This window comes from Arthrobacter sp. DMZ02-1R, assembly GCF_057747935.1.
Genome location: NZ_CM173230.1, coordinates 3,170,858 through 3,190,705 on the forward strand (window position 1 = coordinate 3,170,858; position 19,848 = coordinate 3,190,705).

The 19,848-nt window shown below is 63.9% G+C and carries 16 protein-coding genes; 5 read left to right on the top strand and 11 right to left on the bottom strand.

Features of this window, described 5'->3' with window-relative positions:
- Nucleotides 1-69: 69 nt before the first annotated feature.
- Both AC3ANQ_RS15205 and AC3ANQ_RS15210 read left to right on the top strand, forming a co-directional pair.
- Complete coding sequence (locus tag AC3ANQ_RS15205) at nucleotides 70-4,002, top strand: Pls/PosA family non-ribosomal peptide synthetase (RefSeq protein WP_488301809.1); 3,933 nt, start codon at nucleotides 70-72, stop codon at nucleotides 4,000-4,002.
- 83 nt (nucleotides 4,003-4,085) lie between these two features.
- A complete protein-coding gene (locus AC3ANQ_RS15210) occupies nucleotides 4,086-5,465 on the top strand; it encodes a M1 family metallopeptidase (RefSeq protein WP_488301810.1) in 1,380 nt (459 codons plus the stop codon).
- Nucleotides 5,466-5,478: 13 nt separating this feature from the next.
- On the opposite strand, the gene AC3ANQ_RS15215 is transcribed toward AC3ANQ_RS15210, so the two are convergent.
- The 4 genes from AC3ANQ_RS15215 to pcp form a co-directional block, all read right to left on the bottom strand.
- On the bottom strand, nucleotides 5,479-6,132 hold the full coding sequence (locus AC3ANQ_RS15215) for a 4'-phosphopantetheinyl transferase family protein (RefSeq protein WP_488301811.1): 654 nt from the start codon (nucleotides 6,130-6,132) through the stop codon (nucleotides 5,479-5,481).
- A 38-nt stretch (nucleotides 6,133-6,170) separates the two neighbouring features.
- A complete protein-coding gene (pheT, locus tag AC3ANQ_RS15220) occupies nucleotides 6,171-8,720 on the bottom strand; it encodes a phenylalanine--tRNA ligase subunit beta (RefSeq protein ID WP_488301812.1) in 2,550 nt (849 codons plus the stop codon).
- A 2-nt stretch (nucleotides 8,721-8,722) separates the two neighbouring features.
- Complete coding sequence (gene pheS / locus AC3ANQ_RS15225) at nucleotides 8,723-9,784, bottom strand: phenylalanine--tRNA ligase subunit alpha (protein ID WP_265978332.1); 1,062 nt, start codon at nucleotides 9,782-9,784, stop codon at nucleotides 8,723-8,725.
- A gap of 198 nt (nucleotides 9,785-9,982) precedes the next feature.
- Nucleotides 9,983-10,633, bottom strand: a complete 651-nt coding sequence (gene pcp / locus AC3ANQ_RS15230; RefSeq protein WP_488301813.1) for a pyroglutamyl-peptidase I — start codon at nucleotides 10,631-10,633, stop codon at nucleotides 9,983-9,985.
- A gap of 98 nt (nucleotides 10,634-10,731) precedes the next feature.
- Here pcp and AC3ANQ_RS15235 point away from each other — a divergent pair, with 98 nt between their 5' ends.
- Nucleotides 10,732-11,811, top strand: coding sequence for an Rv2578c family radical SAM protein (locus AC3ANQ_RS15235; protein ID WP_488301814.1), 1,080 nt, complete (start codon nucleotides 10,732-10,734; stop codon nucleotides 11,809-11,811).
- Here AC3ANQ_RS15235 and AC3ANQ_RS15240 read toward each other — a convergent pair.
- Nucleotides 11,808-12,248 (bottom strand): (deoxy)nucleoside triphosphate pyrophosphohydrolase, encoded by a 441-nt coding sequence (locus AC3ANQ_RS15240; protein ID WP_488301815.1) that lies wholly within the window; start codon nucleotides 12,246-12,248, stop codon nucleotides 11,808-11,810. The two genes, AC3ANQ_RS15235 and AC3ANQ_RS15240, sit on opposite strands and share 4 nt — an antisense overlap.
- A gap of 146 nt (nucleotides 12,249-12,394) precedes the next feature.
- On the opposite strand from AC3ANQ_RS15240, the gene AC3ANQ_RS15245 reads away from it, so the two are divergent.
- Nucleotides 12,395-13,603 (top strand): MFS transporter, encoded by a 1,209-nt coding sequence (locus tag AC3ANQ_RS15245; protein ID WP_488301816.1) that lies wholly within the window; start codon nucleotides 12,395-12,397, stop codon nucleotides 13,601-13,603.
- Nucleotides 13,604-13,616: 13 nt separating this feature from the next.
- Here AC3ANQ_RS15245 and AC3ANQ_RS15250 read toward each other — a convergent pair whose 3' ends face one another.
- The 5 genes from AC3ANQ_RS15250 to infC all read right to left on the bottom strand — a co-directional run bounded on the left by AC3ANQ_RS15250 (nucleotide 13,617) and on the right by infC (nucleotide 17,591).
- On the bottom strand, nucleotides 13,617-14,534 hold the full coding sequence (locus AC3ANQ_RS15250) for a cation diffusion facilitator family transporter (protein WP_488301817.1): 918 nt from the start codon (nucleotides 14,532-14,534) through the stop codon (nucleotides 13,617-13,619).
- 100 nt (nucleotides 14,535-14,634) lie between these two features.
- On the bottom strand, nucleotides 14,635-15,531 hold the full coding sequence (locus tag AC3ANQ_RS15255) for a TrmH family RNA methyltransferase (protein WP_488301818.1): 897 nt from the start codon (nucleotides 15,529-15,531) through the stop codon (nucleotides 14,635-14,637).
- 53 nt (nucleotides 15,532-15,584) lie between these two features.
- Nucleotides 15,585-16,115: a 50S ribosomal protein L20 gene (rplT, locus tag AC3ANQ_RS15260; protein ID WP_488301819.1), complete on the bottom strand. Its 531-nt coding sequence runs from the start codon at nucleotides 16,113-16,115 to the stop codon at nucleotides 15,585-15,587.
- Between the two features lie 117 nt (nucleotides 16,116-16,232).
- Nucleotides 16,233-16,427, bottom strand: coding sequence for a 50S ribosomal protein L35 (gene rpmI / locus AC3ANQ_RS15265; protein WP_265978344.1), 195 nt, complete (start codon nucleotides 16,425-16,427; stop codon nucleotides 16,233-16,235).
- A gap of 117 nt (nucleotides 16,428-16,544) precedes the next feature.
- Nucleotides 16,545-17,591, bottom strand: coding sequence for a translation initiation factor IF-3 (gene infC, locus AC3ANQ_RS15270; RefSeq protein WP_488301820.1), 1,047 nt, complete (start codon nucleotides 17,589-17,591; stop codon nucleotides 16,545-16,547).
- 380 nt (nucleotides 17,592-17,971) lie between these two features.
- Between infC and AC3ANQ_RS15275 the strand changes: the two genes are divergently transcribed.
- On the top strand, nucleotides 17,972-18,358 hold the full coding sequence (locus AC3ANQ_RS15275; RefSeq protein ID WP_488301821.1) for a DUF1844 domain-containing protein: 387 nt from the start codon (nucleotides 17,972-17,974) through the stop codon (nucleotides 18,356-18,358).
- 105 nt (nucleotides 18,359-18,463) lie between these two features.
- Here the strand turns inward: AC3ANQ_RS15275 and AC3ANQ_RS15280 are convergent, their stop codons facing one another.
- Nucleotides 18,464-19,798, bottom strand: a complete 1,335-nt coding sequence (locus AC3ANQ_RS15280) for an MFS transporter (protein ID WP_488301822.1) — start codon at nucleotides 19,796-19,798, stop codon at nucleotides 18,464-18,466.
- Nucleotides 19,799-19,848 lie beyond the last annotated feature (50 nt).

A 19,848-nucleotide genomic window follows, 5' to 3' on the forward strand; every position in this document is an offset into this window, starting at 1 on the left:
GCTAAGCCAAAGCAACGGCCACGCGACCGCTGACACTTTTTGTTCACCTCAATCCGAGAAGCTTCGAACGTGACCCAGGAACACGAAATCCCGGCAGACCGCCTGGAACTCCAAGCTGTGCACCTCCCCCAGCTGCAGGGCGCAGGAGCCGCGCCGCCTACGCGCACGCTCATCGAAATCATCGATGACACGGCCCGAACGTTTCCGGAAGCCTCGGCCCTCGATGACGGGCGCAGGTCGCTAAGCTACTCCGAACTCATGGCGCAAGTCCGCGGTTTTGCCGCCACGCTCAGTGCGGCTGGACTGGGCCCCGGGGACAAGATCGGCGTCCGGATCCCGTCCGGTACGAATGATCTCTACATTGCCATCCTGGCGATCCTCTCGATTGCGGCTGCCTATGTGCCCGTGGACGCGGACGATCCCGAGGAACGGGCACGGCTGGTTTTCGGAGAAGCCAAAGTGTCTGCCGTTGTCACAAAGAGCCGAAGGATCGACGTCTCCGGGGAGCGGCCAACACCACACCCGGCTCCGCGTGCACCGGGCCTGGATGACGATTCCTGGGTCATCTTCACCTCAGGCTCCACCGGCACACCCAAGGGCGTGGCGGTGCAGCACCGTTCATCCGCGGCCTTTGTTGACGCCGAAGCCCGGCTTTTCCTCCAGCAAGATCCCATCGGGCCGCAGGACCGGGTCCTCGCGGGTCTTTCCGTGGCGTTTGACGCTTCATGCGAAGAGATGTGGCTGGCGTGGCGGCACGGTGCCTGCCTGGTCCCGGCTCCGCGTGCCCTCGTGCGTTCCGGCATGGATCTTGGCCCGTGGCTCATCAACCATGGAATCACGGTGGTGTCCACCGTTCCCACGCTCGCAGCGCTATGGCCCGCGGAAGCCCTCGAGAACGTGCGCCTGCTCATTTTCGGCGGCGAAGCGTGCCCACCCGAACTCGCCGAACGGCTCGCAGTGGACGGCCGCGAAGTGTGGAACACCTACGGCCCTACGGAAGCAACCGTCGTGGCCTGCGCAGCTCCACTCGGTGGCAGCGGTCCCGTACGCATAGGTTTGCCGCTGGACGGTTGGGACCTCGCCGTCGTCGACGCCGCAGGGATTCCCGTCGAGGAGGGCGAGACGGGTGAGCTGATCATTGGCGGCGTAGGGCTGGCCCGCTACCTCGATCCCGCGAAGGACGCAGAGAAGTACGCGCCGCTGCCGTCCCTGGGGTGGGAACGCGCGTACCGATCCGGCGACCTCGTCCGCTATGAAGAAGCCGGTCTCATCTTCCAAGGCCGCGCGGACGAACAAGTCAAACTTGGTGGCCGGCGGATCGAGCTCGGCGAGATCGACGCCGCACTTCAGGCCCTGCCCGGCGTTGGAGGAGCGGCCGCTGCCGTCCGTACGACGGCGGCCGGGAACCAGATACTTGTCGGCTACCTGGCTCCCGCGGGACCCGAGGACATCGACCTCGCAGCTTCCCGGGAGTTGCTCACCGAAAGCCTTCCCGCAGCGCTGATCCCGCTGCTGACGGTGGTGGATTCCCTACCGACGAAGACCAGCGGCAAAGTGGACAGGCATTCGCTGCCCTGGCCGCTGGCGGGCGCGGGAGCTGCCGAGGCGGAAAAGGCACCACTCAATCTTCCCGAGGATGCCCAATGGGTGGCTGAGCAATGGGAAAGCGTCCTAGGCTCCCGGGTCACATCGCTCGACGCCGATTTCTTCGCCTACGGTGGCGGCTCCCTCGCCGCGGCCCAACTCGTCTCGGCCCTGCGGGTGCGTTACCCCACCATCACGGTGGCTGAGATCTATGCGACCCCCCGAGTGGGTGCCCTGATCGATGCCGCGCGGCAGTCACTGCCGGAAGGCGGGATCCAAGGGCCGGCAGCCGAACGCACGGTTCGCCCGACCTCCCGGAAATCGCAGATCTTCCAGACCCTGATGGGCATTTTCCTGAACATCCTGGTGGGCATGCGCTGGCTCACCTACCTGATGGCCGCCAACCATTTGCTGGCCGACTTCGCCGGTTTCTCAGCCGCCCCTGTGGTGTCATGGTGGTGGATCCTGGCGTCCTGGCTGGTGTTCGTCAGCCCGCCTGGACGCATGGCCATTTCGATTCTGGCTTCGAGGACCCTCCTCCGTGGCCTCCAGCCCGGAACCTACCCGCGCTCGGGCAAAGTTCACTTGAAGTTGTGGCTTGCGGAACAGATCCAGGACCTCTCGGGCGCCATCAGCCTCGCCAGCGCGCCGTGGGTTCCGTACTACGCCAGGGCGCTCGGGGCGAAGATCGGGAACAACGTCCATTTGCATTCCCTGCCTCCGGTCACAGGACTGCTTTCCCTGGGCAACGGTTGCAACATCGAACCCGAGGTGGATCTCTCAGCCTGGTGGATCGACGGCGACTACGTCCACATCGGCGCCATCCATGTAGGTGCCGGCGCAACCGTGGGCTCCCGCAGCACGCTCATGCCGGGAACCAGCATCGGCGCCGGCGCGCGCGTGGAACCCGGCTCCGCAGTCTTGGGCAAGGTCAAGGCCGGACACCTCGTTGCCGGCTCCCCCGCCGAACGCCGTGGCAAAGCCAAGAATGGATGGCCGGAGACTCCGTCGTCACACCATCTGATCGGCAGGCTTTGGTTCGCGGCGTTCGCCGCGGCTTCCGCACTGCTCGCCCTGATCCCCTATATCTCGGCGTTCGCCGGTGCCTGCGTGGTTCTGGGCTTCATCCAAGGCAGGAGTTCCCTCCAGAATGCCTTCCCGGAGCTCTTGCTTGCCATCCCCTTGGCCGCACTGGCCTGGTTCCTCTGCAATCTCCTGTTGATCCTGGCGACCACCCGGATGCTCGGCATCGGTCTCGCCGAGGGGTACTACCGCGTTCGCAGCCGCGTTGGCTGGCAGGTCTGGGCCACTGAACGCGTGCTGGACATGGCACGGGATCTGTTATTCCCGATCTATGCCAGCCTCTTCACCCCCGTGTGGCTGCGCCTGCTTGGCGCCAAAGTAGGCCGGAATGTGGAGGCCTCCACGGTGCTTCTGCTGCCGCGCATGACGACCATCGGTGAAGGTGCATTCCTCGCCGACGACACCATGGTGGCCTCCTACGAGCTTGGCGGCGGCTGGATGAAGATTGGACCCGCCAAAATCGGCAAACGCTCGTTCCTCGGCAATTCCGGCATGACCGCCGCGGGCCGCAGCGTGCCCAAGAATTCCCTGGTCGCAGTGCTGTCGGCTACGCCGGCCAAGGCAAAATCGGGCACCTCCTGGCTGGGCAGCCCGCCGGTCAGGCTACGCCGGACCGCCGTCAATGCCGATCAGAGCCTCACCTTCAATCCCCCTCTTGCACTCAAGACCAAACGGGCCCTGTGGGAACTGTGCCGCCTGATGCCGGTCATCCTGACAGTGGCAATCGCCATCGGCATCATGCTGGTCCTCGACTGGATCGCTTCGGAGTCCTCTTACTGGCTGGCGGCCCTATTGGGCGGCATCGTGGTCCTCGCCGCAGGTGCCGTGGCCGCAGCAAGTTCGGTTGCCGCGAAATGGATTCTGGTGGGCCGCATCAAGAAAGGCGAGCATCCCCTGTGGAGCTCGTTCATCTGGCGGAACGAAGTGGTTGACGCCTTTATCGAGATGGTCAGTGCTCCATGGTTCGCGCGTTCGGCATCCGGGACGCCGGCGCTGGTGTGGTGGCTCAGGGCACTCGGTGCGAAAATCGGCCGGGGCACCTGGTGCGAAAGCTATTGGTTGCCCGAGGCCGACCTTGTCACGCTCGGCGAAAGTTCCACAGTCAACCGCGGCTGCGTGGTCCAGACACATCTCTTCCACGACCGCATCATGAGCATCGATACGGTGGTTCTCGGGGACGGCGCCACGATGGGCCCGCACGGCGTGATCCTGCCGCGCGCCAGCATCGGGGCGGGCGGAACGGTTGGACCGGCGTCGCTCGTCATGCGCGGCGAAACTGTTCCCGCTGGCACCTACTGGATCGGCAACCCCGTCAGCCCATGGTCCGGGCCGTAGCGTAGATTGGCAAGACGACCCGTGAAAATTGACAGCCCATGACAACAGCAGCACAGCAAGCTACACGGAGGCAGCCAGCACACATGAGCCGCAGCGAACCAGGAACAACAAGAACTGCCGCCGATCCCTATACCCTTCACCACGGGAGTACGGCATTCCAGGTGTTGCGGTATGAGTTGGATCTGGACTACAGCCTGGGCAGCAATAGGCTCAACGGCCGCGCGACGCTTCGTTGCATGGCGCTTGAAGACACAGACTCCGTAGTCCTGGATCTGGTGGGGTTGAAAGCTTCCAAGATCCTCGTGGACGGCAAGAAGGTGCCGAAGTTCAGCCCTCGCGGCGAGCACGTTGTTGTCACCGTAAAGGACCAATTGCGGGCTGGCCAAGCCTTCACTGTCGAGCTCCGCTACGACGGCAATCCGAAGCCGCGCCGGGGCCTGTGGGGCGAAGTCGGTTGGGAGGAGCTCGACGACGGCGTCTTGGTTGCGGGCCAGCCGAACGGTGCCGCTTCCTGGTTCCCGTGCAACGACCACCCGCGGCACAAGTCCAGCTACTTGATCAGCATCACCACCGACGACAACTACCGCGCCATCTGCAACGGCCGCCTCGTCTCGCACAGCCGGAAGTCAAGCCGTGAGACCTGGGTGTACGAACAGAGCGAACCGATGGCCAGCTATCTTGCCACGGTTCAGATCGGCCGCTACCGGCTCCACCAGCTGAGCCCCTCGCTCAACAGGGCCGACGCCGGAACGGCTCACCACGCCGAGGGCGCGAGGCACACTTCAGTGCCCCAGTTTGTTGCCGTCTCCTCCGGCTTGTTGTCCGAGGCCAAGGAAGGCCTGGCAAGGCAAACCGACATGATGCGGACGTTTGTGGAGTGTTTCGGCCCGTATCCCTTTGCGGAATATACGGCCGTGGTCACCGACGATGAACTCGAAATCCCCCTTGAGGCACAGACTGTCTCCATCTTCGGCCGCAACCACATGGAGCAATCGTGGGAGGCCCAGCGCCTGATCGCCCACGAGCTGTCCCACCAATGGTTCGGCAACTCGCTCACCGCGAGCAGTTGGCGGGATATCTGGCTGCACGAGGGCTTCGCCTGCTATGCCGAATGGATCTGGTCCGAAGAGGCCGGTGTCATGTCCCTCGCCAACCGCACGAGGGCTGCGTGGCGAAAGCTCGACGCCGGCGCCCAGGATCTGGTGATCGGCGACCCCGGGCCGGAGCGAATGTTCGATGACCGCGTCTACAAGCGCGGGGCACTGGCTCTCCATGCCATTCGTCGTGCATGCGGCGACACGGCGTTCTTCGGTTTGTTGCGGCATTGGACTGAGACCAAGCGCCATGGCTCGGTCTCTACGGCGGAATTCATCGTCACAGCCAACGCCTACGTTCCGGGGCTCGACGCCGCCAGCGTGCTGGAGCCCTGGCTGTACCAGGCAAAGCTCCCCGCTTTCAGTTAATCCACCGGTCCAGCTAAGGGGCTGTCAGCGCAACGGCAGCAGCCAGTCCGGCCGGAAGATCCTGGCTGTCAGCGCTGGCCGGGAGTTCGACGTCCCATAGCCCTGGCCTTTCCAGTACGTCGAGGGAATTCGGGTCCACCCTGAGCCCAACACCCGTCATCTTCAACCAGGCCTCCTTGCGAGCCCATAGTCGCGCCCGCTCCAGCGCACGGTGGCCGGCGTCCAGGGTATCGAAGTGGCGACGCTCGCGCGCGGTCAGCGCGACGTCGTCGAAGCCGGCGAACTCCGTGCCTGCCGCGCTTTCCAGATCGGCTCCCAGCCGGAGCCCGGGTTCGGGATGTACGACGGCGGCAAACAGCACCCAGCCCGACGCCCGCGAGGCGCTGAGCACCAGAGGTGCGGGGCCGCCGTCGAGCAGGTATCCGGGCCGGCCATGCGCAATGTGCGGACCGGCCCCACAGTCCGGGCACTCATAGGCCGCCTGGAGTTTCGAGGCCGGGACACCCAAGAGGGCGGCAGCAAAGTTCTGTTGGGCCACCCTGGACGCCAGGAATTCCAGGCACACTCCCGGGGCCATGGCGTTTCCGCGAAGGATCTCGGCCGCAGACAGCAAATCCGCCGCTATCTGCGCGATGGCGGCGGACTGCGCGGGTCCGAGGGGCTGCATGTGAACAGCCAGCCCCTCGATACCGGTGTTGATGCGGGTCAGCGCTGGACTGCTCCGAACCGCTCTGCGGCGACGGCGACGGCGGCCTCACGGGCCTCCGATGCCTCATCGGCCGTCAGCGTGCGGTCGGTGGCACGGAATCGCAACCCGAAGGCGAGCGACTTCTTGCCGTCCTCGATGCCCTGGCCGGCGTAGACATCGAACAAGGCGACGTCTTCGAGGAGTTCCCCCGCGCCTTCCCGGAGGGCAGCCAAGACGGCGTCCGCCGGAACGTCCCGCGGTACCACGAGGGCAACATCCTGCGTGGCCACCGGGAACCCGGAAATGTGCTTGGCAACAATGACGTCCGGAGCGGCGTCGAAGATCGCGTCCGCGTTGAGCTCGAGCGCCACGGAGCGGGCCGGCATGTCATGGGCAGCGAGCAGCTTCGGGTGTAGTTCGCCCGCGTAACCCACGACGTCGCCGGAGCGGAGCGCCAACTGGGCGGCACGGCCCGGATGGAACGCCTGGTGGCTGCCTTGGCTGACCACAAGCTCCACACCGAGGACGTCGCCGATGAGCCGGGCGACATCGAGGGCGTCTGCCCAGTCCCAAGCACGCGGCGCGTGTGCCGCGGCAGCAGGGGAATCATGGCCGGTCAAAACAGCGGCGATGTGCAGCGGCTGGTCCGGGACGCCGTCGTACAGTCCGTCAAGTACTTCCTCGGACGGCTTGACGCCCAGCGGAGGGATGGACGCCGTGCCCAGCTGACCGTCGGGAAGGAACACCGAGCCGGCCTCGAAGAGGGCGAGGTCGCGGAACCCACGGGAGTGGTTGCGGCGGGCAACCTCGATCAGGCCGGGAAGAACGGAGGTACGCAGGTAGCCGTGTTCCTCATTGATCGGGTTGGCCAGTTTGAGGGCGGTGCGTGCCGCGCCTTCCTCAGCGACACCAAAGGTGTCATTGGACGACTTGGAGACGAACGGATACGAGAGGACCTCTGTCAGGCCGGAATCTGCGAGGGCCTGGACCACCCGGCGCTTTTGCTGCTGGGTCCGGGTCAAGCCGCGGCCCGGAGGGGCCACGGGCAGGGTGGCCGGGATGTTGTCATAGCCCACCAGCCTTGCGATTTCCTCGGAGAGGTCTTCCTTGGTCTCCAGGTCATTGCGCCAGCTCGGTGCCGTGACCACATAGGAGCCGCTCACCTCGCCGTTCAGGACGATGGCGCCCAGGTCCCTGAGGGAACCAGTGATCTGTTCTTCCGTGAAGTCAATGCCAATCCGGGAGGCCGCGTAGCCAGCCGGCAACTCGATGGTCACCGCGTCGGGAGCGGTCCCGACGTCGGTCCCGGCTTCGTCAGCGGTGCCGCCTGCCAGCTCCACGAGGAGGTCAACGACGCGTTGCGCGGCAATGTTGGCAACCTGCCAGTCCACGCCGCGCTCGAAGCGCTTGGACGCCTCTGACGGCAGCTTGTGCCGACGACGGGACCGTGCGATCGAGACCTCATCGAAGTGCGCAGCTTCGACCAGGATGTTCGTGGTTGAATCGGAAACCTCCGTGTTGGCTCCGCCCATGACGCCGGCGATGCCGATTGCCCCGGAGCGGTCGGTGATCAGGAGGTCCTCGACGTCGAGCGCACGCACTTTGCCGTCAAGGGTGGTGATCTTCTCCCCTGCCACGGCGCGGCGGACCACGATGTCACCGGAGAGCTTGTCGAGGTCGTAGCAGTGGTTCGGCTGTCCGAGCTCGAGCATCGCGTAGTTGGAAATGTCCACGGGCAGCGAAATGGAGCGGATGCCGGCCAAACGGAGCCGGGAAACCATCCACGGCGGAGTGGGCCGGGTGGCGTCGACTCCGCGGACCGTACGGGCCACGAAGCGGTCGCAACCGGGCTTGCCGTAAATCGGAGCGTCGTCGTTGAGCTTGACGCCGTAACCGCCGGAGAGTGCCGCAGGGGCATTGACCTTGGCGGCCGGATCCGTGAAGACAGTTCCGGTGGCGTGGGCGTATTCGCGGGCGACGCCACGGATCGAGAACGCATAGCCGCGGTCCGGGGTGACGTTGATTTCGGCGGCTTCGTCGTAGAGGCCCAGCAACGTCATGGCGTCAGTGCCGACCTCGGGATCCAGGCCGATGCGGGAGAGCACCAAGATGCCGTCGTGGTCCTCGCCGATGCCGAGCTCGCGTACCGAGGCGATCATGCCCGCGGACAGGTGCCCGTAGGTCTTGCGTGCGGAAATGTGGAAGTTCCCAGGCAGTACGGCGCCCGGAAGGGTAACGACTACCTTGTCTCCCTCGACGAAGTTGTGGGCACCGCAAATGATGCCCTGCACGCCGGAGGGGTGGATGCCCTCACCGGTGAGGGTCTGCTCCTGCCCCTCGGGGACCACGCGGACCTGGCACCAATTGATGGTCTTGCCGTTGCTCTGCGGTTCCTTGACCAGGCTCAGGACCTGGCCCACCACGACGGGACCCTTGAGTTCGTCCGTGGGGCGGTGGACGGCTTCTTCTTCAAAACCGACTTTGACGAGTTCCGCCATGACGTCTTCGGCCGTGGCGTCGGCCGGAACCTGCGCGAATTCACGCAACCAGGAAAGTGGGATACGCACTGTTAGATCTCCATCCCGAAGTGCTCGCTGAAACGTACATCGCCTTCGATCATGTCGCGCATGTCGCCGACCTCGTTGCGGAACATGAGCGTGCGCTCGATGCCCATGCCGAAGGCAAAACCTGAATACTCGTCCGGGTCGATGCCCGCAGCGCGCAGGACGTTGGGATTGACCATGCCGCAGCCGCCCCATTCGATCCAACGGGGGCCGCCCTTGGCGCCGGGGTGCCAAATGTCCAGCTCCGCCGACGGCTCCGTGAACGGGAAATAGTTGGGACGCAGGCGAATTTGCGCCTCGTCACCGAACATCTGCCGTGCGAAGTGCTCCAAAGTGCCGCGGAGGTCCGCCATGCTCAGCTTCTTGTCGATGGCCAGGCCCTCGAACTGATGGAACACGGGCGTGTGGGTGGCATCGAGTTCGTCGGTGCGGAACACTTTGCCCGGGCACAGCACGTAGATGGGCACGTCGCGCTCCAGCATGGAACGGACTTGCACCGGGGATGTGTGCGTGCGCATGAGCAGGTGCGCCTCGGGAGGTTCCACGAAGAAGGTGTCCTGCATTTCGCGGGCAGGGTGGTCCGGCTTGAAATTGAGGGCGTCGAAGTTGAACCACTCGGATTCGACCTCCGGGCCCTCTGCGATTTCCCAGCCCATGCCGACGAAAATGTCCGCCACGCGATCCTGCAGCGTGGACAGGGGGTGGCGGGCACCGGCGCGGCGTCGCCTCGGTGCTGCCGTGACGTCGACCGTTTCCTCCACGAGGATACGGGCGTCGTTTTCGGCTTCGAGCACAGCGGTCCGTGCTGCGAGCGCCTGGTTGACGCGCCCCCGCGACGAGCCCATGAGCTTGCCGGCAGCGGCCTTCTGCTCCTTGGCCAGGCCACCGATTTCGCGGTTGGCAAGGCTCAAGGGCGACTTCTCGCCGGTGTGCGCCAAGCGGACGGCCTTGAGTTCTTCGAGGGAGGATGCAGCGGCAATCGCGGCGACTGCTTCCTCAACGGCAGCGGTGATGGCGGCTTCATCCAGGGGGTTCGGGATGGCAGCGCCCGGCAAAGTGTCAGTCATCTACTGTTCTTAGCTACGAGTCGGAAATGGTCTTCACCCGGCGGGGCCATGGCAAAGGCAGGAGCAATGCTCGCCAGACGCGTCCGGCGGGCACTAACCCCCAGTCTAGTTGAAGGCTTCGGTCCGGATTTAACCCGTGACGCCGCCCTGGCGCCCGGGACTAGCATGGCCTCATGACACCGGTCCGCACCATTCCTGCTAGTGGATGGCTCCCGCGGACAGCTTCGCGTCTACGGGAGTCTCGAGAGCGGTACGCACGACGACGGCGATCCCCTCGCCCATCTCCCGCGCGGCCATGGACGGTGCGGCACTCCCCCGGGGCAGTTGGGCTTCGTCGTAGGGAACGTGAATGAAGCCGCCGCGGGCGTGTGCCGCGACGGCGGCACCTGAGAGTTCGTGCATCAGGGCATAGAACACGTGGTTGCATACATAGGTTCCAGCCGTCTGTGAGACCTCCGCGCGGATTCCCGCGATCTGCAACGCTCTGAGCGCGGACTTCACCGGCAGGGTACTGAAGTACGCCGCAGGACCTGCCGGAAAGACAGGTTCGTCGATGGGCCGGTTTCCCGCATTGTCCGGAATTCTGGCGTCATCGCAGTTGATGGCCACCCTCTCCAAGGAGAGCCGATCGCGGCCGCCGGCAAGCCCGGCGCAGATGACCAGCTCCGGACGCAGCCGCCCGATGGCCTCCCGCAGAACGGCAGCGGATTCACCGAAAACACAGGGCAGCTCGAGCGCCTCCACCTCACATCCTTCAGCGCGCAAAATTTCCCGCGCCACCAGGACGGCGGTCCACGAAGGATTGCTGGAGTCGCCACCGAAAGGCTCGAATCCTGTCAGCAGAATCATGAACCCACCCTAGCAACAGCTGACCCGGCGTCCAGGTCCCAGCTCCGATCTTTCGGCAGGCCTTGACAACCGTTCGAACATATATTCGAATGGAGGCCATGAGATGGGACGCACAGGCACTTTCACCACAACGTGGTCCGGCACCCGGAGACAACAGCAACAGCGTCCTGTCCGGAGCCGCCCCAGCTCCGGACGCCCTGCTGCCGCTGGCCGGGCTTGTGCGTTCCGTCTCAACCCCCGAATTCTCCGGAGTCACCTTTCATGAGGTCACCGCCAAATCGGTGCTCAACAAGGTGGCGTCCGGTTCCCAAATGCCCTTCGAATGGACCGTCAACCCATACCGCGGATGCAGCCATGCCTGCGTCTACTGCTTCGCCCGCAAGAGCCACACCTATCTGGAGTTCGACTCCGGACACGATTTCGATTCCCAGGTGATAGTGAAGATCAACGCGGCAGAAGTCTTGAGCAAGGAACTCTCCAAGCCGTCTTGGGGGCACAATCATGTCGCCCTGGGCACCAACACAGATCCATACCAGCGGGCCGAGGGCCGTTACCAGCTGATGCCTGGCATCATCCGCGCGCTGGCTGATTCCGGCACGCCATTCTCCATCCTCACCAAGGGAACCCTGCTTGGCCGCGATATCCCACTACTCAAGCACGCTTCCAGCCAGGTACCCGTGGATTTGGGCATCTCCTTGGCCATGACAGACGAAACCCTCGCCTTGGCTGTCGAACCGGGGACTCCGGCACCCCGCGCCCGGCTCAAACTCATCCGCCGGCTGCGCGAGGCAGGCCTGCCCTGCGGAGTCATGGCCATGCCCATCCTGCCTTGGCTGACGGACAGCGATGACGCCTTGGAGTCGCTCTTCACGGCCCTGTCCGGGGCTGGTGCCACGGGAGTGACTGCCGGGGCGTTGTACCTGAAGCCGGGCACCCGCGAATGGTTCATGCAGTGGCTGGCGGCCAACCACCCCGGCCTCGTGGGCAAGTATCGGCGTCTCTACGGCCAGGGCTCGTATGCCTCGAAGGAATACAGGACCTGGCTGAGCGGCCGCATCAACTACTTCAAGGCCAGCCACGGCTTTTCAGGCAGCAACGGTTTCAGCCACAGGAACGCCGCTACAGGCAAGGAAGCGGCTGCTTCCCTCCCACCGGCTGGCCAGTCAACGCTTTTCTAGCCAAGCAGCCCTGAATCCGCCCGTTCCAGCAGGGCCCGGACAATCGGCAGGTCAGCGGGAATCCAGGGCAACGCGAACGCCTCGTCGCCGCTACCAAGCGGGACCCAGCGAAGTTCATCGTGGTCCTGGAGCGGACGCGGTTCGCCGTCGAGCAATTCAGCGAACCACACCCTCATGACGGCACGCTCGTTCAAAGGCCACCCGGCATCGTCGTCCGCCACCACTTCGGCCCCGAGCCGGACTGTGATCCCGAGTTCTTCGATCAATTCCCGGTGCAGCGCGTCTTCGAAGGACTCTCCGGCTTCGAGTTTGCCGCCCGGGAACTCCCACATTCCGGCGAATTGCGGTGGAGCGCTGCGCCTGGCGACCAGCAACCGGCTCGGGTTTTCAAGGGAATCGACGACGGCGGCGCCCGCCACACTTATCAGTCCAGTCACCGCAACAGTCTATTGGCCGCGGGTCGAGGGATCCTGCCTATGGAAGTTGTCACATGCAGGGACATTCGCCGGAGTCTCCCACTAAGCTTGAAAGTCGGATTTAATCCCGTTCGTGCGGCCTCCCGCTCACCCCCAGAAACAGGACAATGACCACCACTGCAGTCAACAAGACCTCCAAAAAGACCGGAAGCCGCCACGTGGCCCTGGCCATCTTTGCCCTCGCCATGGGTGGATTCGCCATAGGGACCACGGAATTCACCATGATGGGCTTGCTCAAGGAGATCGAGCAGGGACTCAACATCAGCACTCCCGAGGCCGGGAACCTGATTTCCGCCTACGCTTTGGGTGTGGTGGTGGGCGCACCGATCTTCGCGGCGCTGGGCGCCCGGCTCCCCCGCAAGCAACTTGCCTTGGGACTCATGTTGTTCCTGTCCATAGCGAACCTGACGTCCTTCATTGCACCGGACTACGGAACCATGGTGATCACGAGGTTTGCCTCCGGACTGCCCCATGGTGCCTTCTTCGGGATTGCTGCCGTCATCGCAGCGAGCCTGGTTGCCCCCACCAAGCGGGGCTGGGCGATTTCGATGGTCATGGGCGGGCTCACTATCGCCAACGTTATCGGCGTTCCCGCTGCCACCTGGCTTGGTCAGACCTTCGGTTGGCGCTTGCTCTTCGTGGTGGTGGGCATCATCGGCTTGGCCACCAGTGTGCTGCTGTGGAAGTTCGTCCCCTTTGAGCCCGCACACCCCGAGGCGAGCATTCGCCGGGAACTTGGCGCCCTCAAACGCATCCAAGTCTGGCTGGCACTGCTGATCGGAATCATCGGTTTTGGCGGCTTCTTCGCCACCTATACGTACATCGCCCACACCATGACATCCGTGGCCGGCATCCCGCAGTCGCTGATACCCCTGGTAGTGGCCCTCTACGGACTCGGTATGGTGGCGGGAAATATCCTGGGCGGCCGGATCGCCGACAAATCCGTCATGGGAACCATCTACCGCGTCCTTCCGGCAATCGCGCTGGCCTTGGTGGTCTACGCCATCGCGGCCCAGTGGGCGTGGTCGGCATTCATCATGGTGTTCATCGTGGGCGGCATCGGTTCCATGCTCATTCCGCCCTTGCAGACCCGGCTCCTCGACGCTTCGCCCGACGCACCGTCTCTGGCTTCTTCGCTCAACCATTCCGCGCTCAACATCGCGAACGCCCTTGGCGCGTTCCTCGGCGGCGTGGTCATCGCATGGGGTTGGGGCTACGTGGCCCCCGCCCTCGTTGGCGCCGTCCTGGCAGTTCTGGGCCTCGGCGTCGCCGGCGTCAGTGGCTGGTTGGAACACAAGAAGCCGCTGGCTGCATAGGCCGCGGAACTGCCTAAACCTGGACCCGCTCCACGTCCGGTTCAAGGTAGATGACCCGGGCAATCGGCACGGCGGCGCGGATCCTGAGTTCGGCGTCGTCAATCGCCTTGGCGATAGCCTGGCCGGTATCAGCTGCGCCCACACTGATCTTCGCCGCAACCAGCAACTCTTCCGGGCCCAGGTGCATGGTCTTGAGGTGGATGATGCGCGTGCCATCGGACTCAATGGCTTCCGTGATGCGTGCGTTGTCCTCTTTGGTGGCGGATTCACCAAGCAGCAAGGACTTGGTTTCCACCGCGAGCACCACGGCGATTGCCACAAGAAGCAGCCCGATCATCCCTGTGCCCGCCGCGTCCCACAAGCCGTTGCCCGTGATGAGGGTCAGGCTGACACCGAACAGCGCGAAGACGAGGCCCAGGAGGGCTCCGAAATCCTCCAAGAGGATCACGGGCAATTCCGGTTGCTTGGCATTACGGATGAACTTGATCCAGCTCTGGTTGCCACGCAAAGGATTGGACTCCTGGATTGCGGTGCGGAAAGAGAACGACTCCGCCACGATCGCACTGAGCAGCACAGCCAGCGGCACCCACCAGAAATCGCCTTCAATGGCATGCGGGTGCTGGAACTTCTCCCAGGATTCGTAGAGCGCGAAAAGGCCGCCAACGCTGAACAGCACGATCGAAACGATAAAGGCGTATATGTAACGCTCACGGCCATAGCCAAACGGGTGTTCGGGACTCGCCGCCCGTTGTGCCCGCTTCCCGCCAAGCAGCAGGAGCAACTGGTTGCCGGAGTCGGCCACGGAGTGGATCGCCTCGGCCAACATGGACGATGACATGGTCAGGACGAATGCGACGAACTTGAGCACAGCGATCGCCAGGTTGGCACCCAATGCCGCCACGATTGCCTTGCTACCGCCATTTGCAGCCACGAAAGCTCCACCTCTTCTTCGGTTCAGGGATGTGAGTGAATTGCAGGAACGGACCGCGGCGTCACCTTCCTGCAAGCAATACCGTACCTTGGCGAAATTGTCAGGAAGCCTGCTGGGAGCGTGCGCTGGCGTAGAGGCAGACAGTAGCGGCTGTGCCGAGGTTCAAGCTTTCAGCCGAGCCGTAGACGGGTACCGCAACACGATGGTCTGCGAGTGCCAGTTCGGAGTCTGAAAGTCCTTGTGCTTCGTTGCCGAACAACCAGGCCGTCGGGGCCTCGAGTGCGTAGTCAGAGGGAGCCACCGACGCACCTAGACGGCGTGCGGCGTTCTCATCCTGAAGCTTGTCCAGATTGAGGGTGCCGTAACCGTCCGCCGCCAGGATCCCGATGCCGCGCTCCTTGCAGAGGGCAACGAGTTCCTCCACGTCGGCACCCAAGACAACCGGCAAATGGAAGAGGGAGCCCGCGGTGGACCGCACTGCCTTGGGGTTGTAAATATCCACGCTGGAGGCCGTCAGGACCACAGCATCCGCCCCGGCAGCGTCGGCGGCCCTCAGCACTGTTCCCGCGTTGCCAGGATCCCGCACCTGGCACATGACGGCGATCAGCCGCGGTCCGGCGTCGAGCACCGATTCAAGGCTCACGTCCACAAAACTGCAGACGGCCACAATGCCCTGGGGATTCACGGTGTCCGCCATGGCGGCCAGGACATCGTCATTCGCCAGCCGCAAGGCAACGCCATCGGCGAGCTCGGCCAGTTCAGGGAGTCGGTCCAGGCAGCTTTCGCTTGCGTAAAGTTCGTGCACGACGCCGGGTGCCCCCGCCGTCGTCCGCTCACGATGCAGGACCAGTGCTTCCCGAACAGCTTGGGGGCCTTCAGCGAGGAACCTGCCCCGCTTTAAACGGGCCGGGCGCCCTGCAAGCTTTGCGACATCCCTGACCCGATCAGCTCGGGGGTTGGACATCGGAAGTTCTTGCGGGCGCCCGGTTTCGTTCATATAAAGAACTTTAGTGGCTATTGCCACTGTCCCTTGAACTGCGGTTACGCGTACTACTCAGCAGCCTCAACGGCCGGCTTCTTCGCAGCCTTGGCCTTGGGAGCCTTGGCAGCGGATTCGTCCTCGGAAACGGAAGCCTTGACGGCCGGAGCAGCCTTGGCAGCCGCAGAAGTCTTTGCAGCAGCCTTCGGAGCAGCTTCGGCCTTGGCGGCCGGAGCGGAGGTGTCGGCAGGCAGGGAGTCCTTGGCGACCTTGACCAACGCGGCAAAAGCGTTGGCGTCAGAAACGGCCAGCTCTGCCAGCATGCGGCGGTCAACCTCAACCTCAGCGGCCTTCAGGCCCTGAATGAGGCGGTTGTAGGTCAGGCCGTTGGCGCGGGATGCAGCGTTGATGCGCTGGATCCAGAGGCGACGGAAGTCGCCCTTCTTCTTGCGGCGGTCGCCGTAGCTGTACACAAACGAGTGCAGCAGCTGCTCTTTTGCCTTGCGGTACAAGCGAGACCGCTGACCGCGGTAACCCTTGGCCCGTTCAAGGACAACCCGACGCTTCTTGTGGGCGTTTACCGCCCGCTTCACACGTGCCACGTGCGTACTCCTTCAAAATTCTTATCCCAAGCTGCTACTGCCGGAAACCCGGCCGGCCTGAGAAGGCTTTGGTGTAGTCGGCGGCTACCGGATGGCAGCAACCAGAAAACTTGGAACTTAGATGCCGAGCATCTTCCTGATGACCTTGGCATCGCCCTTGAAGACGATCTTGTCGCCGGCAAGGCGACGGGTCAGGGTGGAGGACTTGTGCTCCAGGTAGTGGCGGCGGTTTGCCTGCTGACGCTTCAGCTTGCCGGTACCGGTCAGCTTGAAGCGCTTCTTAGCACCACTGTGGGTCTTCATCTTCGGCATGGGAACCGATCTCCTTACGTATCCGCAGACTGGGTCTGCAGTTCTTTCGTGCAACCACCCCATAGGAGGTGACCGCTGCTTTCGTGCCGGGCGGAGGGGATGCCTCCTGCGGCGTGACTAGTTGGTCTTGCGTGCCGCAGGCTTGGGAGCAGCCTTGGGGGCTGCCGGTCGAGCTGCAGGCTTCGGAATCGCAGGCTTGGCCATCGGTTTCGGCACCGGTGTAGCGGCAGGCTTGGGGGCAGCCGGTACAACAGGCTTCGAAGCTGCCTGCTCAGGAGCTTTCGCCGGAGCCGGGGCCTTTGCTGGCGCCGGTGCCCTTGTTGGCGCCGGTGCGGCAACCGGAGCTGCTTCAACTGCCGGAGCCTCTACGACTGCCGGAGCCTCTTCCACGACTGGAGCCTCTTCGACAACCAGTGTCTCTTCAACAGCAACCGCTTCCTCAACAACAGGAGCAGCCTCTTCAGCTTCGGCAACCTCGGCCTCAACGGATTCCGGCGCGGTTTCCATTGCCACCGTGTCCTCGGCCTGGTTTTCCTCTACCTGGGTCAGGAGTTCCGCCGGAACCAGGTCCGCGAGGGACTGCGTCAAGGGAGCATCCTCGCCTGAGAGGTCGATCCTGCCAGCGGCCTTGGCTTCATTCTGAGCCTTGGCTTCTGCGCGCTGCGCCGCACGGCGGGCCTCGGCCTTTGCCTCGGCTTTGTTCTTCAGCGGGCCGATCACCATGACCATGTTGCGGCCATCGATGCGCGGGCTGGACTCAATCACGCCAACTTCGGCAACGTCCTCGGCAAAGCGCTGCAACAGGCGGATGCCCATTTCGGGGCGCTGCTGCTCACGTCCGCGGAACTGGATCATGGCCTTCACCTTGTCACCGGCGCCCAGGAAACGAAGCGCGTGGCCGCGCTTGGTCTCGTAGTCGTGGGTATCGATCTTCAGGCGGAAGCGGATTTCCTTCAGAACCGTGTTGGTCTGGTTCTTGCGGGCCTCACGGGCTTTGACAGCGGCTTCGTACTTGTACTTGCCGAAGTCCATCAGCTTGCACACCGGAGGCTTGGCCTGCGGTGCAACTTCAACGAGATCCAGATCAGCCTCGGCAGCAAGACGCAGAGCGTCCTCGATACGGACGATTCCAACCTGTTCGCCGGCAGGGCCGACCAAACGCACCTCGGGGACGCGGATACGCTCATTGATTCTTGGCTCGCTAATGTCAAAGCTCCTGTTGTTGTGATGAGTATTCCACCGGCAAATAGGGAAGGCCCCCAATTGCTGGCGCAATCGAAGGCCTCGAAAGATCGGATACAGCCCCTCGATAGAGGCGTTCGCACCGTCCAAGGCTTACCTTGAACGGTGTCCGACCAGGTACCCGGCAACTTACATCCCCGAAGGGAAACGGCTGACGCGGGTGGGAGAGAACTCCGCTTGCAAACTGAAAACCAATTCTACAGAAATCGTCCGCCAACCGCACATTAACGATGGGTGGCCGAATACTGCGTGAGCCATAGAAAAATGGCGACTTCCAGTCGGTCTGTGACAAGCTTACCAGCATGAGCACTTCAGACAGCAATTCCCTCGACCACGAGCCCACTGGTACTGACGCCGGAGTAAGCCAGCAGATCCGCGACATTTCGGAAGTTCCGGCCGTTGAGGTCATCACCACCGGCGCCGTTCACCTCATGAGCGCAGCGGCTGTCAAAGTGGGCTTGGCCGACGACCCCGAGGCTGAGGAACTCAAGGACCTGGACGAAGCCCGCAAACTGATCACTGCCTTGGCCGGGCTGGTTACGGCCGCCGCACCGGAAATCGGTTCACAGCATGCCGGCCCCTTGCGCGATGGCCTGCGTTCCCTCCAGCTCGCATTCCGCGAAGCTTCGCTGATCCCGGACGAGCCAGGCAAGGGCCCGGGCGAAAAGTTCACCGGCCCGGTCAACTGACCCGGACCCACTTGTTTGACCGCGACGGCGGGCTGGCCTTCCCGGCCAGCCCGCCGTCGTCGTATCCTGGCGGTTTAGGCGAGGCAGCCCCGTTAGCGGCGCAACTCAGTTAGCGGGATCCCCCGCGCCGGCCTGGGCGATGGTCATGATCCTGCGCCGACGCAGCTGGAGGAACAGCCCGGCAAGGCACAGCACCACTCCCGCTGTTCCGATGGCGACGAAGCCAGCCCACGGTCCCACCCCGTCGATAAAAAGCCCGGCGACCGGCGAACCGAAGGCCACGCCCGCAGTCAAGGCCGAGCCATACCAGCCCATTGCCTCGCCGCGCCGGTCCTCATCCACGATGTCTGCGACCTTTTCAGAAGCTGCGGACAGCACCGGCGCGCAAAGCAGACCCGGCAGAAGGGACAACAAGGCAAGGGTCCACGTGTCCCCGGCGAAGCCCATCGGAATGGTCAGGGCCGCCATGCCCAGCAGGAGCAGGATCGGTGAGACGGGCCGGTGCATCGCTCCGTAAATGAGTCCGCCGACTACCGATGAGGCGCACCAAAAGAAGAAAACAATTCCGATCTCGCTCTCGTGCCCACCGCGCTGCAATACCGCCACGATTCCGACGTCGGTTCCGCTCAGGACCATGCCCGATCCTGCGGCAACGGCGAACACCGCGGCCACTGCCGCAGTGAACCATGTGAAGTTCCTCGCCATCTTTCCCCGCAATCCGGAAGGCTGGGAAACCGCCTGGGCCATCTCCGAAGCAGCCTCCTGGAGATGGGCTGGAGCCGATGCCACAACGGCAGCTTCGGCGGCGTGGAGCTCGTCGGCGTCGCGGTCAGCCGTTTGGCTGGCATCCAGGACATCATCGCTGCGGGTGGGCGGGTTGAACCACAGAAGGAAAAGCCCGGCGGCCGACGTGCAGACGCCCACGATGGTCAGGCCCAGGACGGTGAACCCGCTCGTGGCCACAACCGCGCCCACTGCGGGGCCGATCATGAAGACCACTTCGGTGGCAATCGAGTCCAAGGCGTACGCGGAACGCCGTTGCTCACCATCTACCAGGACGCCGAGCGACTGGCGGATGACACTGAAGATCGGCAGCGTCAGCAGGCCGCCGACAAAGACGAGCGGCAGGATCCATTCGTAGCTCACGTGCGGGACAACGGACCAAATGACCAGCTCCGAGACCACGGAAGGGATGAGCGCCTTGCGCAGGCCGACAGTGTCCACGCGGCGGCCTCGCCACGGAGCGCCAATCGCAATCCCGATGGTGAATACCGCGGCGGCAGCACCGGCGGCAGCGTAACCCTTGCCCAAGGTCAGCACGATGTGCAGGGTGAGCAGAACCCCTGCTGCCGAGTGCGGTATTCGGGCAACCATGCCCACCAGCAGGAGACGCCGCACGGACGTGATGGACAGCATCTCCCGGTAGAGAGAGAAATTCACGAGCTACATCCCCTGTTCTGCCGACGGCAGGACAAGGACGTTCCCCCTGT

Bases quoted from the DNA above. Each gene is read 5' to 3' on its own strand.
- AC3ANQ_RS15210 (WP_488301810.1), top strand. From the start codon at position 4,086: ATGAGCCGCAGCGAACCAGGAACAACAAGAACTGCCGCCGATCCCTAT.
- AC3ANQ_RS15215 (WP_488301811.1), bottom strand. From the start codon at position 6,132: ATGCAGCCCCTCGGACCCGCGCAGTCCGCCGCCATCGCGCAGATAGCG.
- pheS (WP_265978332.1), bottom strand. From the start codon at position 9,784: ATGACTGACACTTTGCCGGGCGCTGCCATCCCGAACCCCCTGGATGAA.
- pcp (WP_488301813.1), bottom strand. From the start codon at position 10,633: ATGATTCTGCTGACAGGATTCGAGCCTTTCGGTGGCGACTCCAGCAAT.
- AC3ANQ_RS15235 (WP_488301814.1), top strand. From the start codon at position 10,732: ATGAGATGGGACGCACAGGCACTTTCACCACAACGTGGTCCGGCACCC.
- AC3ANQ_RS15245 (WP_488301816.1), top strand. From the start codon at position 12,395: ATGACCACCACTGCAGTCAACAAGACCTCCAAAAAGACCGGAAGCCGC.
- AC3ANQ_RS15255 (WP_488301818.1), bottom strand. From the start codon at position 15,531: ATGAACGAAACCGGGCGCCCGCAAGAACTTCCGATGTCCAACCCCCGA.
- rpmI (WP_265978344.1), bottom strand. From the start codon at position 16,427: ATGCCGAAGATGAAGACCCACAGTGGTGCTAAGAAGCGCTTCAAGCTG.
- AC3ANQ_RS15275 (WP_488301821.1), top strand. From the start codon at position 17,972: ATGAGCACTTCAGACAGCAATTCCCTCGACCACGAGCCCACTGGTACT.